Annotated in this window: 15 protein-coding genes; 6 read left to right on the top strand and 9 right to left on the bottom strand. The window is 63.3% G+C overall.

Annotated elements, in window-relative coordinates; all coding sequences use genetic code 11:
* Positions 1–984: 984 nt before the first annotated feature.
* Complete coding sequence (locus AC5ZG5_RS15790) at positions 985–1,770, bottom strand: 2-keto-4-pentenoate hydratase (protein ID WP_028163570.1); 786 nt, start codon at positions 1,768–1,770, stop codon at positions 985–987.
* Positions 1,771–1,848: 78 nt separating this feature from the next.
* Complete coding sequence (locus tag AC5ZG5_RS15795; protein WP_456643368.1) at positions 1,849–2,877, bottom strand: SDR family oxidoreductase; 1,029 nt, start codon at positions 2,875–2,877, stop codon at positions 1,849–1,851.
* 101 nt (positions 2,878–2,978) lie between these two features.
* Here AC5ZG5_RS15795 and AC5ZG5_RS15800 point away from each other — a divergent pair, with 101 nt between their 5' ends.
* A complete protein-coding gene (locus AC5ZG5_RS15800) occupies positions 2,979–3,407 on the top strand; it encodes a winged helix-turn-helix transcriptional regulator (RefSeq protein WP_456643369.1) in 429 nt (142 codons plus the stop codon).
* Between the two features lie 21 nt (positions 3,408–3,428).
* On the opposite strand, the gene AC5ZG5_RS15805 is transcribed toward AC5ZG5_RS15800, so the two are convergent.
* The 3 genes from AC5ZG5_RS15805 to AC5ZG5_RS15815 form a co-directional block, all read right to left on the bottom strand.
* Positions 3,429–4,238, bottom strand: a complete 810-nt coding sequence (locus AC5ZG5_RS15805) for a phytanoyl-CoA dioxygenase family protein (RefSeq protein ID WP_456643370.1) — start codon at positions 4,236–4,238, stop codon at positions 3,429–3,431.
* 216 nt (positions 4,239–4,454) lie between these two features.
* Complete coding sequence (gene dksA, locus AC5ZG5_RS15810) at positions 4,455–4,820, bottom strand: RNA polymerase-binding protein DksA (protein WP_196237262.1); 366 nt, start codon at positions 4,818–4,820, stop codon at positions 4,455–4,457.
* Positions 4,821–5,146: 326 nt separating this feature from the next.
* A complete protein-coding gene (locus AC5ZG5_RS15815) occupies positions 5,147–5,560 on the bottom strand; it encodes a flagellar assembly protein FliX (RefSeq protein WP_456643371.1) in 414 nt (137 codons plus the stop codon).
* Positions 5,561–5,827: 267 nt separating this feature from the next.
* Here AC5ZG5_RS15815 and AC5ZG5_RS15820 point away from each other — a divergent pair, with 267 nt between their 5' ends.
* The 4 genes from AC5ZG5_RS15820 (at position 5,828) to AC5ZG5_RS15835 (ending at position 8,333) form a co-directional block, all read left to right on the top strand.
* Positions 5,828–6,952, top strand: coding sequence for a flagellar basal body P-ring protein FlgI (locus tag AC5ZG5_RS15820; protein WP_456643372.1), 1,125 nt, complete (start codon positions 5,828–5,830; stop codon positions 6,950–6,952).
* Positions 6,952–7,308: a flagellar assembly peptidoglycan hydrolase FlgJ gene (gene flgJ, locus AC5ZG5_RS15825; RefSeq protein ID WP_028163576.1), complete on the top strand. Its 357-nt coding sequence runs from the start codon at positions 6,952–6,954 to the stop codon at positions 7,306–7,308. Before AC5ZG5_RS15820 ends, flgJ begins: the two co-directional genes overlap by 1 nt.
* A gap of 15 nt (positions 7,309–7,323) precedes the next feature.
* Entirely contained in the window at positions 7,324–7,821 is a 498-nt protein-coding gene (locus tag AC5ZG5_RS15830) for a hypothetical protein (protein WP_456643373.1), read from the top strand.
* A gap of 146 nt (positions 7,822–7,967) precedes the next feature.
* The gene (locus tag AC5ZG5_RS15835; protein ID WP_028163578.1) at positions 7,968–8,333 is read left to right on the top strand and encodes a flagellar protein FlaG; all 366 of its coding nucleotides are present in this window, start codon (positions 7,968–7,970) and stop codon (positions 8,331–8,333) included.
* A gap of 95 nt (positions 8,334–8,428) precedes the next feature.
* On the opposite strand, the gene AC5ZG5_RS15840 is transcribed toward AC5ZG5_RS15835, so the two are convergent.
* The 3 genes from AC5ZG5_RS15840 to AC5ZG5_RS15850 form a co-directional block, all read right to left on the bottom strand.
* Positions 8,429–8,794, bottom strand: a complete 366-nt coding sequence (locus AC5ZG5_RS15840) for a hypothetical protein (RefSeq protein WP_028163579.1) — start codon at positions 8,792–8,794, stop codon at positions 8,429–8,431.
* A gap of 19 nt (positions 8,795–8,813) precedes the next feature.
* Positions 8,814–9,179, bottom strand: a complete 366-nt coding sequence (gene flaF, locus AC5ZG5_RS15845; RefSeq protein ID WP_028163580.1) for a flagellar biosynthesis regulator FlaF — start codon at positions 9,177–9,179, stop codon at positions 8,814–8,816.
* A gap of 206 nt (positions 9,180–9,385) precedes the next feature.
* Positions 9,386–11,848 (bottom strand): flagellin N-terminal helical domain-containing protein, encoded by a 2,463-nt coding sequence (locus AC5ZG5_RS15850; protein ID WP_456643374.1) that lies wholly within the window; start codon positions 11,846–11,848, stop codon positions 9,386–9,388.
* A 364-nt stretch (positions 11,849–12,212) separates the two neighbouring features.
* Between AC5ZG5_RS15850 and flbT the strand changes: the two genes are divergently transcribed.
* Positions 12,213–12,644 carry a flagellar biosynthesis repressor FlbT gene (gene flbT / locus AC5ZG5_RS15855; RefSeq protein WP_456643375.1) on the top strand — a complete coding sequence of 144 codons (432 nt, stop codon included), beginning with the start codon at positions 12,213–12,215 and terminating at the stop codon, positions 12,642–12,644.
* An 83-nt stretch (positions 12,645–12,727) separates the two neighbouring features.
* Here flbT and msrB read toward each other — a convergent pair whose 3' ends face one another.
* Complete coding sequence (msrB, locus tag AC5ZG5_RS15860) at positions 12,728–13,228, bottom strand: peptide-methionine (R)-S-oxide reductase MsrB (RefSeq protein ID WP_456643376.1); 501 nt, start codon at positions 13,226–13,228, stop codon at positions 12,728–12,730.
* Between the last annotated feature and the right edge of the window lie 64 nt (positions 13,229–13,292).

The raw sequence follows: 13,292 nt of genomic DNA on the forward strand, positions 1-13,292 counted from the left end.
GGGCAGCTAGCGCAAGCGGCGAAATGGATTCCGGGCTCGTCCTTCGGACGCTCCGGAATGACAGTCCCCGTCATTGCGCAATCCTCTCCTCCGTCATGGCCGGGCTTGACCCGGCCATCCACGTTGTCTCGGGCGCGAAGAACGTGGATGCCCGGGACCCGGCTACGCCGAGGCTTCGCCGGGCACTCTAATGTCAGTCCGGCGAAGCGATAGCGAAGACGGGCAAGCCCGGGCATGACGGCGTCGTATCATTCGCGCGATTTTCTTTAATTCAATCAAAGTGATTTGCTTCGTCCAGTCCTCACGCGGAAAACATTCCGCTTTCGCCGTCGGGCAAATCAGTGATTTAACTCCGTGTGTCTCACGGCGGATGAGGGGCGGGTCGCGATCGTCACGAACGTTGCGGTGAGATGCGGTGGACGCGGGTGTTGCGACAGACGAGCGTGACATCAGCGGACGGCGAAGTCGTGTGGTTCTGGCGCCCCGACGCTGGCGCTAAGTTCGTAGAGATAGTCTGCGGGCGACGGTGGCAAGAAAGCCCGGTCACCGGGAAGAGCACGAAGTAAGTCGTAAACCACTGCGCAGGGAAAGCCGGAATGCTTCGGTTGAACCTGTGGTCCTACCCCCGTGCTTTTTGTCGCACGGGACCCACGGGTGCAACCAGCACCCGGCTTTCCCTGCGCCCTCTGATATCGAGGAGGGTGAGACGAGCGCAAAGCTCGGGCAATCCATGCCGCGAGAACGCGAACTCACATCCTCACGCTATTTGAAATTTGAATCGGACCTTTCCCCACGTCGTCCCGGGCTTGCGCGCCGCGGCGAAGCCTCTTGGCGTAGCCGGGACCTGGGACCCATAACCACAGGCGCGTGATATGCTCCGCTGCAACCGCTTGCTTGCGCCACAGCAACTCCCTCTGGTTATGGGTCCCCGCTTTTCGCTGCGACGACAGCGAGAGAGCAGCGCGCTCGAACCCACCCTACCCATCACGCGAACGTGGCCTTCACCTTGCCCAGTCCGGCGAGCTCCATCACGACGCTGTCGCCGGCATTGAGCCATATCGTCCTCACCAGGCTGCCCGTCAGCACCACCTGTCCCGCATGCAAGCCCTTGCCTTCGGCGGCAAGATGGTTGGCAAGCCAGGCGAGTGCGTTATGGGGATGACCGAGCACGTCGGCGCCGGTGCCGCTCGCCACCTCCTCGCCATTAATGAGGGCGCGGCCCTTGACGTCGTGCAGATCGGGCGCGGTGATGCGCGGCACTGCTGTGCCCAGCACGCAACCGGCGGCGAAGAAGTCGTCTGCGATCAGCGTCGGCGCGCCCATCGCCTCCCATTTCGCATAGCGGTCGTCGACGATCTCGATCGCGGGACGATACTCCGCGACCGCCTCCGCCACCCATTCGGCGGTGAACGGCGCCTCGCCCGGCGCCAGATCGCGCGCCAGCTTCACCGCGATCTCGCATTCGACGCCGACGCGGACATAGTCGGCCATCTTGAGCTCGGCGCCGCTCTCATGCACGCCCTTCTCGAACACGCCGCCGCCGCAAGGATGGTCGATGCCGAGATAGTCCTGCATCACGGCACTGGTGCAGCCGATCTTGTAGCCGACGAGCGCGCCGACCTTCGGCAGCAACAGGTCATGCACCGCACGCTGGACCTGATAGCCCTCCTCCTCATCGGCCGGCACCAGATCCACCGGCAGCGCCGCCAGCGGCGCGCGGTTACGGCGAGCGGTGGCGATGGCCTTTGCGGCCGCTGCGGTCCTGTCCATGGCCACCTCCCGGATTGCGTTGTCGAGATGGCAATTCAGCACCACGGCGCGCGCTTGACAAGCGCGTCACATACGCGCTCACGCCTTGACAAGGCCAAGCCTGATCAGGCTTTCGGCGGTCGCAAGGATCGTCTCGTCATCGCGGCGGGGCGTCCAATCGAGCTTTTCGCGGGCCTTCGCGCTGGTGGAGCGGCGGACCTTGCCGAGCATCGGCACGGCATAGCGCAGCACCGGAACGCCCATTGCGGCCAACCGCACCACCCAGTCCGGCGCCTGGAAGCGCGGCACCCGCCGGGCGGCGGAACCGAGGTCGCGCCGCAGGAGGTTTGCGATATCGAGCATCGACATCGGATCTCCGGCAACCGCGATGAAGCGTTCGCCGCGCGCCGCCGGCGAGGTCATCGCGCGCAGATGCAGCTCCGCCACGTCGCGCACGTCGACCACGGCGAAATGGATTCGCGGCACCGCCGGCATCGCGCCATTGAGCAGCATCCTGATGATGTCGATCGAGCCGGAGAAATCCGGTCCCAGGACCGGACCGAACACGGCGACGGGATTGATGACGGACAGCTCCAGCCCGCCGCCCTCCTTCGCAATGAAATCCCAGGCCGCGCGCTCGGCCAGCGTCTTCGATTTGACATAGGCGAACACGTCATCGCCATCGAGATTGGTCCAGCTCGTCTCGTCGAACGGGTGTGCCTGCGGCGGGTGGCCGTAGCCGATCGCCCCCATCGACGACGTGACCACGACACGCTTGACGCCAGCATCGCGCGCAGCGCGCAGCACCCGCAGCGTTCCATCGCGTGCGGGAATGATCATCTCGTTCTCGTCCCTGGGCACACTGCTGCTGAGCGGAGAGGCGACATGCAGCACGTAATCGCAGCCGGCCACCGCCTCGCGCCAGCCGGCATCCTGCGTGAGATCGGCAGTGAAGAACGATACGCTCTCGGGCGATGGCGCATTGCCCTGGTGCAGCATCGCCAGCACATCCTTGCTGCGCTCCGGCCGGCGTACCGTGGTGCGCACCTGATGCCCCGCGACCAGCAACTGCAGGATGGTGTGAACCCCGATGAAACCCGATCCACCCGTAACCAAAACGGTGCTCATCCGACAAAGCCTTTCCTGAATCCTCGGCCTCGGCGCGGAAATTCGTTGCGCCGGCCTGCAACATCCGCATCTGGGCCACTATCTGCAGCGGGACAAGTAGGATGAAATTCGAGACCGGTATGGAAAACAATACCACGTCGCCTTGCGATTCCGCCGAATGCGCAGGTTGTAAACCGGACCCCGCACTGCTCGACGATTTCAAGCATGCCATTCACGCGCTCGGCGGCAAATGGAAACTCGAGATTCTTTTTTCGCTGATGAACAGGGCGATCCGCTTCGGTGCCCTGCGCCGCTCGCTTGATGGCATCACCCAGCACATGCTGACCGCGCAACTGCGCGAACTCGAACGCGACGGCCTGGTTCTTCGCACCGTGCTTGCCGAAAAGCCGCTGCGGGTGGAATACGAATTGACCGACGCCGCTTACGGCCTGCTGCCGGCGTTCCGCGAACTGCTGGCCTGGTCGAAGACCTATGGCGCACGCGGCCACGCAGCCGGGCGCGAAGCGACACTCGGCGCCGAACTCACCTGAATGTCGCTTCGCAGCTTTACGCTATTTCGCCATTCCGAGCGCCTGCCGGATCGCGATCTCGACCGGCGAATAGGCCCCGTCAGGACGCGCGAGCCGATAGGGCTCCCTTAATGGCAGCGCGGGCTGTGCCATGAAACGAGGCGCGCTGCCCTGGTGCCGTTGAGCGGCGTGAACCAGGAAGGGATGGCAGAGATAGACCGTGCCGGCCGCGCCGGTCGCAAGCGCAATCGGACAGTCGGCGCCGATCTCGTTCAGCACCATGCGGGCACGGCCGGCCTCGCCTGCGGGTGCGAGATAGCGAGCCATCGGCTGGTGCGAGCCGACCCTGATGCGTGTCGGCGCATCCTGTTCGCCGACATCGGAGAACAGGAACAGCATCAGCAATGCACGCCCGCGCGAGGTGACATTGACGCGCCAGGCCGAGAAATCCTGCCGCTCATTCGGATCGCAATCCTCGCCGGGAAAGCTGAGGTCGACGTGCCATCCGGCGTCGCCGGGATCGTCCGGATGCGGAAAGCGTACTGGAAAGGTGCCGATGTCCTGTCGCGGCCACCAACGGCCTCTCCCGACGATCTGGTCGATCGCCCTATGCAGGACCGGCGTGTTGATCGCCTGCCGGAACGGTGGCTGGCCATAGAAGCCCAGTCGCACCACCGGGCGCGTCCATGTTGCGGGCGCGTGCTCGCTGCATGGCAAGTCACGCCACAGGATGGCGCGCGCTTCCGCGGCAAGCTCGCGCGGAAAAGCGTCGTCGATCCTGACAAAGCCGTGTTCGATGAATTGGGCAATTTGCGCGTCGGTGAGCGAACGCGCGCGTTCGTGGTTAGTCATGATGATGATCTCTCAAGCTGGCGCCAGACATTGTTGCGCTGCGCCATGCAGCGGCGGTCCGGCTCAATCGGTCCACTGGGATGCCGCAGGCAGCGGCGGCTGGGGTCAGCGACCCAGCAAGAAGACCGACGCGAAGTTGAGAATGGATGTCATCATGGCGGCGCGAAACTACCTCCGCCGGATGGCGGTTTCAATGGCACCGCCGCGAGCCCAACCCTATTCGTCGCGATAGACTTTTTCGCGCTTCTCGTGACGTTCCTGGGCCTCGACCGAGAGCGTTGCGATCGGACGAGCCTCGAGCCGCTTGAGGGAGATCGGCTCGCCGGTCTCCTCGCAATAGCCGTAGGTGTTGTCCTCGATGCGCTGCAGTGCGGCATCGATCTTGGAGATCAGCTTGCGCTGGCGGTCGCGGGCGCGCAGCTCGATCGCACGGTCGGTCTCGGAGGAAGCACGGTCGGCAAGGTCGGGGTGGTTGACGTTCTCTTCCTGCAAGGTCTGCAGCGTGAGCTTCGATTCGCGGAGGATCTCATCCTTCCAGGCCAGCAGCTTGGCGCGGAAATAGTCGCGCTGACGCTCGTTCATGAAAGGCTCTTTTTCAGAAGGCCGGTAGTTCTTCAGCTTTTCCAAAGGCAGTCCATGTCCCTGTCAGGCGGACGAAAATGGGTCATCCGCGCGGCGCCTTATATAGCTACCTCATGTGACAGACAATATCGGTGCAACTGCTACGAATGGCCATTTCCACCCCCTTACACAGGCAAGTTGGCCCCGTTCCGCCGGGACCAGTCAGTGCGCTCGTCCGGCACCAGCATCCCCGCGCATGAAGGGGCCGGATCAGTCCTTTTTGCCCGGCCTGGGGAATTAAATCCGCGCTGACCGGACCGAACGAATTGCTTTCAAGGCAACCGCCCTTAGGCCTGCCCGGCCTTGGCGAGCTCGACTTCGACGCGAAGCTCGATCTCGGACAGGACCGCATCGAGGCCGGGATGGCCGGAGGAGGATTTCAGGCTGGCGGCGGCATCGCGCAGCCGCGCCACGGTGCTCGCTTCCAGATTGCCGGCCAGAAGGCCGATCTTGAGCTCGTCGAGCACATCGAGCGCGCCGCGGCCCCGCGCGACCGAGCGCTTGCGGCGTTCCATGGGGTCCTCGACACCCTGCAGCGCAAGCAGCGCATCGATATTGCCGGCAGCTTTCGGCGCGGCGCCGGAACGGACCTCGCCCGCCTCCGTCGAGGGTTCCGGCAGCGCGAAGCTGCTCGAACTGTTCCGCCGCGTGCTGCTCGTGGGCGTTCCAAGCGTGGTGCCGTTCGGTCCTGAGATGCGCATCGTCGATGATCCCGCGGGCGTGCTGGGCGGAACTTTCGCCCCCTTATGGTTAATGGACCGTAAACGACCCGGCAAAATCTGCCGCCGGCCGGCAGTTTCGACTCCGCCGGAAAACGGAGCGCGAATGGCGATCACGCAATTTCACTAAAGATATCAGTTATTTGATGGATCACCCCGCCATGGCACAGCCCTCGCATAGTGAAGGGCGGATCGCCGCTATGGGAGTGGCGTGCCGGTCCGATGGAAGACCTCGAGGGGAGCAAAGGGATGCCCGGCATCCGTTCGGCACACTATTTCGCAGCCGCCTGCGCCGCGTGGCTCGCGCTCGCGCTGACCGCTTTGCCCGCGGGCGCGACGTCGCGGATCAAGGACCTCGCCAATATCGAAGGCGTGCGGCAGAACCAGCTGATCGGCTACGGCCTCGTGGTCGGCCTCAATGGCACCGGCGATACGCTCAACAATATCCCCTTCACCAAGCAATCGCTGCAGGCGATGCTGGAACGGATGGGCGTCAACATCCGCGGCGCCACCATCCGCACCGGCAACGTCGCCGCCGTAATGGTCACCGGCAATCTGCCGGCCTTCGGCACGCAGGGCACGCGGATGGACGTCACGGTCTCCGCGCTCGGCGACGCCAAGGACCTGCGTGGCGGCACCCTGCTCGTCACCCCCCTGCTCGGCGCCGACGGCAATGTCTATGCGGTCGCGCAGGGCACGCTCGCGATCTCCGGCTTCCAGGCCGAAGGCGAAGCCGCCAAGGTCGTGCGCGGCGTCCCGACCGTCGGCCGTATCGCCAACGGCGCGATCATCGAGCGCGAGATCGAGTTCACGCTCAATCGCCTGCCCAATGTCCGCCTCGCGCTGCGCAATGCCGACTTCACCACCGCCAAGCGCATTGCGGCGGCGGTGAATGATTTCCTCGGGGTCAAGAGCGCCGAGCCGATCGATCCCTCAACCGTGCAGCTCAACATCCCGGCAGAGTTCAAGGGCAACGTCGTCGCCTTCCTGACCGAGATCGAGCAGTTGCAGGTCGATCCGGATCTTGCGGCGAAGATCGTGATCGATGAGCGCTCCGGCATCATCGTGATGGGCCGCGACGTTCGCGTCGCCACCGTGGCGGTCGCGCAAGGCAATCTCACGGTGTCGATCTCCGAGAGCCCGCAAGTGAGCCAGCCCAATCCGCTGTCGCGGGGACGCACGGTGGTGACGCCGCGCTCGAATGTACAGGTTACCGAAGACGGCAAGAAATTCGCCGTGGTGAAAGACGGCGTCTCGCTGCAGCAACTCGTCGATGGACTGAACGGGCTCGGGATCGGCCCGCGCGATCTCATCAGCATCCTGCAGGCGATCAAGGCGGCCGGCGCGATCCAGGCCGACATCGAGGTGATGTGATGCAGAGCGGATTTGCCGACGTCCTCACCAATCCCTACCGCGCGCCGCGCGGCAATGGCCGCAACGACCCGCAACTTGCGGAAGCGCTTACCAAGGTCTCACCGGAAATGCAGGCCAAGGCCCGCGCGAAGGCGCAGGATTTCGAGGCGCTGTTTCTCAATTCGATGTTTTCGCAGATGACCAGCGGCATCAAGGGCGAAGGCCCGTTTGGCGATACGCCGGGCACCGGCGTGTGGCGCTCGATGCTGACGGAAGAATATTCGAAATCGTTCGCGAAATCCGGCGGCGTCGGCATTTCCAACGAAGTGTTCCGCACGCTGATCCTGCAGCAGGCAGGCGGCGCCAGCCAAGCTTAAGGAGATCAGGACAAGATGAATCAGCGTCTTCAACCGCGGCCGGCGCCGGCGCAAGCCGCGAAGTCTGCAGCGTCGACACCTGCCGAAATCCGCAAGCTCGCGGAAGAGCTGATGGATGTGATGAGCGCGCTGCTCGGCATCACCGAGCGCGAGACGGAGCTGGTACGCGCCGGCAAGGTACGCGAGGCGATGCTACTCGAAGCGCAGAAATCGGAATTGTCGCGCCGCTACATGGTCGCGGTCGAGAGCGTGAAGGCTGCGCAGAAGCAGCTAGCACAAGCGGCGCCCGATCTCTTGAACACGCTGCGCCGCCATCACGATACCTTCCGCGCGATGCTTCAGGTGAATCTGACTGTTCTCGCCACCGCCCATGCGGTGTCGGAGGGTATCGTGCGCGGCGTCAACAGCGAGATCCAGCGCCGCAACGTGCCGAATACCTACACCGCCGCCGGCCGGCGCGCCGCGCCTGGTCCGCGCCACATGACGCCGCTCGCGGTCAGCCGGTCGCTGTAATTCGCTAAAATTGTCGCGCTGATGTAAGCGCGGCATTCAGCGCGTTCCCTAACAACCTATTGAGAGGTGTGGCCTATAGTTGCGGTTTATGGAGGGTTGGGATTTGACTCGAAGCATTAGCTAGTGCGCAGGCACTAGGAGGCGTGATGAGTACAGATTTCAGCATCAAGCCGGTCGGGGTACCGGTTGCGGCACCGATCACCGCTCCCGTTAGCGAAGCGGCACGGAATGCCGTCCCAACCGAACTGCCGCCGAGCCGGAGCGTGACTGCGACGGATGCTGGCGCGCGCGCCAGCATCAATTCCAACGTCGTCAACGCGTCCGTTTCCAATCAAGTCATTATCGATCGCGACGCCGCTTCCGTTGTCTTTCAGGTCGTCGACAACCGCACGAGCCAGGTGGTGAGGCAGTTTCCCGAAGAGGCGGTGCTGCGCCGCCGCGCCTATTTCCGCACGCTCGACCTGACCAAGGAAGCGCCGACGCGTCTCGGCGCCACCGACCGCAGGGCCTGACGCTTCAGAGCGTTTTCGAGCGAAGTGGATACCGGTTCGCGTGAAGAAAACGCGCCAAACAAAAGATCTAAAGCTTCGGTTCTCGAAACGAAGCTTTAGCCCTGGCGCTTCGCGTAGGCCTGGTCGAGATACGTTCCCCCGGTCGCAGGATCGTTGACGACATTCTTGATCAGCGCCGTACCGATCGCGGTCAGCGTAAACTTGGTATCGCCGATCCGGAACGACTGATCCTTGATCAGGACATCCTGGTACTTGCTGGTGCCCTCACTCTCGTAGTGCACCTTGGCGCGGAAGCCCGTGACGTTCGAGACTTGGATCTTGAACGACTTGTTGTTGGCGTATTTGCCGGTCCAACTGCCCTCGTAGAGCTGAGGATCAACGGCTACATAGGGCGTCTTGGAGGGAACGTTCAGCCCGACGGCCTTGTAGTTGGCCGCCAGGATGCCCATCATGTCGGCCATTGCAGCCGCCCCACTCTGCCTAGGCGCGGCCGGCGAGGCCGGCGGCGAGGTTGCAGTTGATGTCGATCAGCGACTTCAGCTTCGCCGGATCCGGATTGATCTGCATCTCGACGGTCTGCTTCATCACGAATACGCCGATATTGGTGATGTTCTGGCGCACTTCGAGCGGCTGCGGATTGTCATTGGCCTGCGCAGCGCTCATGAAGATCGACCACAGGCGGCGATTGAACAGCAGCGCATTCTGCATCGCCTTGTCGGGCCCATTCCAGTTCGTCTGAACTTCCTGAAGCTGTCGTGCAGCCTTTAGCAGCGCCTGCGCTTCGATTTCACGGGGGGACGCCGTCGTAGTTGACGTGCGTGCGTAGGCCTGAGCTGCGTTTGACATTCACGAACCTCGGTGGGAGCGGTTTGACCGCGGGGTCTCAAAAAGTGCCCAACTTTCATACAGACGGTGCCTTTAAATATGGTTAGCAAGGGTTACCAAATGTGTCCGTTTTCCGGCAGAAGCCGCCACGCCACGCCTTAACCAAAACGAAGACGGCGGGGTTTCCCCCGCCGTCTCGTGTCGTTCTTGCTTTGGTGACGCTGCGCTTAGCGCAGCAACTGCAGCACGCTCTGCTGGCTCTGGTTGGCAAGCGCGAGCGCGGACACCGCGATCGACTGGCGGGTCGACAGCGCCTGGCTGTTGGCCGCTTCCTCGTTGGTGTCGGCCAGCGTCAGGTTGGAGGAGCCGGTCTGCAGCACGTTGATCAGGTTCTTCGAGAAGTCCTGACGGATCTGCACGATCGACAGGTTCGAACCGAAGGCCGACGCCTGGGCGCGCAGCGTGCTGCTGGCGTTGTTGAGCCCGCTCACCACCTTCTGCACGGAGTCGTTGTCCTTGAAGTCGCCGGCCGACAGCGCCGCAAGGCCAAGGCCCGCGGAGTTGAAGTTGACGCCGGAGATCCCCAGCGTCGACTTGCCGGTTTCGTTGAAGGTCAGCCGCAACGTGTCGCCGGTGAGCAGGTTGACGCCGTTGAAGGAAGCATCCTGCGCCGTGGTCGTGATCTGGTTCAGGATGTTGTTGTACTGGGTGACCAGCGCGTCACGAGCGGCGCTGGCGTTCGGATCGACCACCGGATCGCTCGGGGTCTTGCCGAAGAACAACTGGCCCGAAAGAGCCGCAGTGCCGCTGATCAAGCCGATCGTGGCGGAGGCTGCGTCGTTCGAGGTGGTGATCGTCAGCGTGCCGTCCTGCGCCAGTGTGGCCTGTAGATTGTTCGACGACAGCGCCGCGTTGAGGTCGTTCAGCGAGTTGACGTGGCCCGGGCCGGTACCGCCGAAGGTGATGCTGGTTGCGACGCCGCCGCCGGTGGAGGCGATCGACAGCGTCTGGCCGTTGAGCGGAGACGGACCGGTGCCGCGGGCCTGGCTGACGCCGGTGCCGAGGCCGAGCGCTGCGAGCGCATCGGCGTTCGAACTCGTGATCGTCAGGTCGCTGCTAGCGCCGGTATGGAGCACGATGTGACCGCCGGTGACGGTCGACGGCGTGGAGCCGGTGCCGGTGTTGCCTGACAACGTATCGATCTTGCTCAACAGGGTGGTGATGTTGTCGGTGATGTTGATGTGGTTATCGTCGGCTGCACCCGTGGTCACGAAGCTCAGGAGCTTACCGTTGACTGTGATGGTGTCACCCGCGGAGAAGGCCGACTTCAACGCATCGCTGGTCGCAGTCGAAGCACCGGAAAGCAGAGTAGCGCCGGTGATCTCAGGCGTGGCAATGGGCGCGCGGGTCACGCTCGTGACACCGGTCAGGCCAAGCTTGCTCAACGTACCGGCAAGCGAGCCCGACAGGCTGAGGTCGTTGGTGGTGCCGGTATCGATATTGATCTGGCCAGTGCCATCGACCGTGGCGGTAACGCCGGGCGCGGCCTGATTGATCGCACTCAGGATGCTTCCGATCGTCCCGTCGGCGAGGCCGATCGAGTAGTTGTTGGCCGCCATCGAACCGGTAACGCCGGTGCCGGCGTGGAACTGGATCGTCTTGCCGTTGATCTGCAGGTAGTCCGACGTGGTGAGAGCAGAGCTCAACGCGTCGGAGCCCGGAGTCGCCGGCACGCCAATCAGCGTCGTTGCGGTGGCCGTTGCCGCAACGATCGAGCCGCCGCCGCGGTTGGTGGTGGAGATGCCGAGCGCGGTCGCCGCAGCGCCACCGGTGATGGTGACATCGTTCGTCGCGCCGGTTGCAATCAGGATGTGGCCAGTCCCGTCAACAGTGGCGGTCACACCGGCGCCCGCCGCGGTCCCGATCGCGGTAAGGATGTCACCGAACGTCGAGGTGGTGCCGGTGTTGAGGCCGATCGTGGTGTTGTTGCCGGTCGTCGTGGTCGCCGTCGCCGTCGCGCTGAAGGTGATGGTGTTGTTGTTGATGGTCAGCGTCTGGCCGGAGAGCGAGGCCAGAACGGCGGAATCAAGGTGGTTAGCGCCGCCAGAGTTGAGCGAGGTGAGGTTATTGACTGCCACCGCTGGCGGTCCTGCGTTGTCCTGCAGCGCAACCGTGCCGGTGGAGGTGTTGCTGGTGTAGGCGTTCTGGTGAGACGCGCCGATCGCGGTGCCGTTGGCGGTCGAAGCGGTATAAGTGACCGCCTGGTTGTTGACCTGGTTGGTGCCGGTGAACGCCGCGTCGATCGACGCGCCGGTGCCGAGCAGGTTCGAGGCCGTGGCGCCGTTGATCTTGACGCTCACGCTCGACTTGGCGGAATAGCCGACGGTCGACTGCAGGGCCTGGGTCGCGACCGACTTGGCGCCGTCGACCAGCTTCTGCAGTGAGGTGATGCCGGTGTTGGCCGCCTGCAGCACCTGCACGCCGTTGCCGATGCCATCGAGCAGGTTGTTGATGTCGCTGGCGCGATTGTCGAGCGCGGCGGCGGTGAAGAAGTTGGTGGGGTTATCGAGGGCCGAGTTAACCTTCTTGCCGGTGGAAAGACGGCTCTGGGTGGTGGCGAGCAGATCGGCTGTCGACTGCAGCGAGAGGAGGTTCTGGCGTACCGATGCCGAGAGAACAATGCCGGACATTTTCATACCTTTCTGGTGTGAAACAGGAACAAGTCGCTTCCAATCTTTTTTGATCGGACGACGGCTCACCTTGGAACCAAGCCTCCTAAGAAAAAATGAATCTTCCTGGTCGGATTTCTGGCCAGCGAACAGCGCGAAAATGCTACGCAGCGGCACAATTGCTCCGGAATACTACTGAATTTGCTGCGCCTTCGGACCGAAGGGCGAACACAGCAGGAATGGCGTTTACCAACTGTTAACCATGATCGGAAAGGATTGCGGCGCGATCGGCCGCCATCGGTCTTAACGGCGGACGCGCGCCAGACATGATTCGATTTCGTCGCAACGACGCATCGCGCGGGAATGGCGGCAGAGGAGAACGGGAATGGCATTGAAGGTCGAGCTGAAGCCGAACGAGCGGATCATCATCGGCTCCTGCGTGGTCACTAACACCGATCAGCGGGCTCGCCTCCTGATCGACGGCGACAGGATTCCGATCCTGCGCGAGAAGGACATTCTGACGCCGGAGACAGCCGACACGCCGGCCAAGCTGGTCTATCTCGCGGTGCAGCTCATGTATCTCTCGCCCGACCCGATGGCGCACCATCCGACCTATTTCAGCCTGGTGCGCGACATCATCACGGCGATGCCAAGCGGCTGGCCATTCATCGAAAACATCAACAACCACATCCTCAACGGTGACCTCTATCACGCGCTGAAGGAGTCGAAGAAGCTGATCGCACACGAAGAGGCCCTGCTGCAAAGCGCAAGGAAGCTCGACGCCCCCGCGCAGGAGGACGAGCGCAAGTCGGCGTGAGACGATCACACGATCGAGGAAAAAAGGCCTCCGAAAGGGAGGCCTTTTTTGTGTTCATTGCATCTGGCGTGATGAAGATAGATTCAGGTGGCCGAGGCGGTCGCCGGATGGAAGACCAGCGCAAAGCCATCCATGCAGTAGCGCAGACCCGTCGGCTTCGGACCGTCGTCGAAGACGTGGCCGAGATGGCCGCCGCAGCGTCGGCAATGCACCTCCGTACGCGCCATGCCGAAGGTGCGGTCTTCCGTCGTGCCGACGGCGTTTTCGAGCGGCCGATAGAAACTCGGCCAGCCGGTCCCGCTTTCGAACTTGGTGTCGGAGGAGAATAGCGGCAGGTCGCAGCCTGCGCAGGCGAAGATGCCCTTGCGGTGCTCCTTCAACAGCGGGCTGGACCAGGGCCGCTCCGTGCCCTGCTTGCGCAGGATCTCATATTGCTGCGGCGTGAGCTGCGCGCGCCACTCGGCGTCGGTCTTCTCGATCTCGAATTTCTCGGCGGCCTGCGCCGGTGAACCACGCAGCCAGCGGAAAGCGGCGAGGCTGAACAGGCCGGCAACGGAAGCAAGCAGGAAACGGCGGTCAATCATGATGGTCTCCGTGGAGGCGGATGACGATTGTTCGCTGTCAGATACGGCACACCCGATTGCGACG

The organism is Bradyrhizobium sp. Ses1 (genome assembly GCF_059512365.1).

Excerpts from the sequence above, each read along its gene's own strand:
- AC5ZG5_RS15790 (WP_028163570.1), bottom strand. The coding sequence starts at position 1,770 with ATGGACAGGACCGCAGCGGCCGCAAAGGCCATCGCCACCGCTCGCCGT.
- AC5ZG5_RS15795 (WP_456643368.1), bottom strand. The coding sequence starts at position 2,877 with ATGAGCACCGTTTTGGTTACGGGTGGATCGGGTTTCATCGGGGTTCAC.
- AC5ZG5_RS15800 (WP_456643369.1), top strand. The coding sequence starts at position 2,979 with ATGAAATTCGAGACCGGTATGGAAAACAATACCACGTCGCCTTGCGAT.
- AC5ZG5_RS15805 (WP_456643370.1), bottom strand. The coding sequence starts at position 4,238 with ATGACTAACCACGAACGCGCGCGTTCGCTCACCGACGCGCAAATTGCC.
- dksA (WP_196237262.1), bottom strand. The coding sequence starts at position 4,820 with ATGAACGAGCGTCAGCGCGACTATTTCCGCGCCAAGCTGCTGGCCTGG.
- AC5ZG5_RS15815 (WP_456643371.1), bottom strand. The coding sequence starts at position 5,560 with ATGCGCATCTCAGGACCGAACGGCACCACGCTTGGAACGCCCACGAGC.
- AC5ZG5_RS15820 (WP_456643372.1), top strand. The coding sequence starts at position 5,828 with ATGCCCGGCATCCGTTCGGCACACTATTTCGCAGCCGCCTGCGCCGCG.
- flgJ (WP_028163576.1), top strand. The coding sequence starts at position 6,952 with ATGCAGAGCGGATTTGCCGACGTCCTCACCAATCCCTACCGCGCGCCG.
- AC5ZG5_RS15830 (WP_456643373.1), top strand. The coding sequence starts at position 7,324 with ATGAATCAGCGTCTTCAACCGCGGCCGGCGCCGGCGCAAGCCGCGAAG.
- AC5ZG5_RS15835 (WP_028163578.1), top strand. The coding sequence starts at position 7,968 with ATGAGTACAGATTTCAGCATCAAGCCGGTCGGGGTACCGGTTGCGGCA.
- AC5ZG5_RS15840 (WP_028163579.1), bottom strand. The coding sequence starts at position 8,794 with ATGGCCGACATGATGGGCATCCTGGCGGCCAACTACAAGGCCGTCGGG.
- flaF (WP_028163580.1), bottom strand. The coding sequence starts at position 9,179 with ATGTCAAACGCAGCTCAGGCCTACGCACGCACGTCAACTACGACGGCG.
- AC5ZG5_RS15850 (WP_456643374.1), bottom strand. The coding sequence starts at position 11,848 with ATGTCCGGCATTGTTCTCTCGGCATCGGTACGCCAGAACCTCCTCTCG.
- flbT (WP_456643375.1), top strand. The coding sequence starts at position 12,213 with ATGGCATTGAAGGTCGAGCTGAAGCCGAACGAGCGGATCATCATCGGC.
- msrB (WP_456643376.1), bottom strand. The coding sequence starts at position 13,228 with ATGATTGACCGCCGTTTCCTGCTTGCTTCCGTTGCCGGCCTGTTCAGC.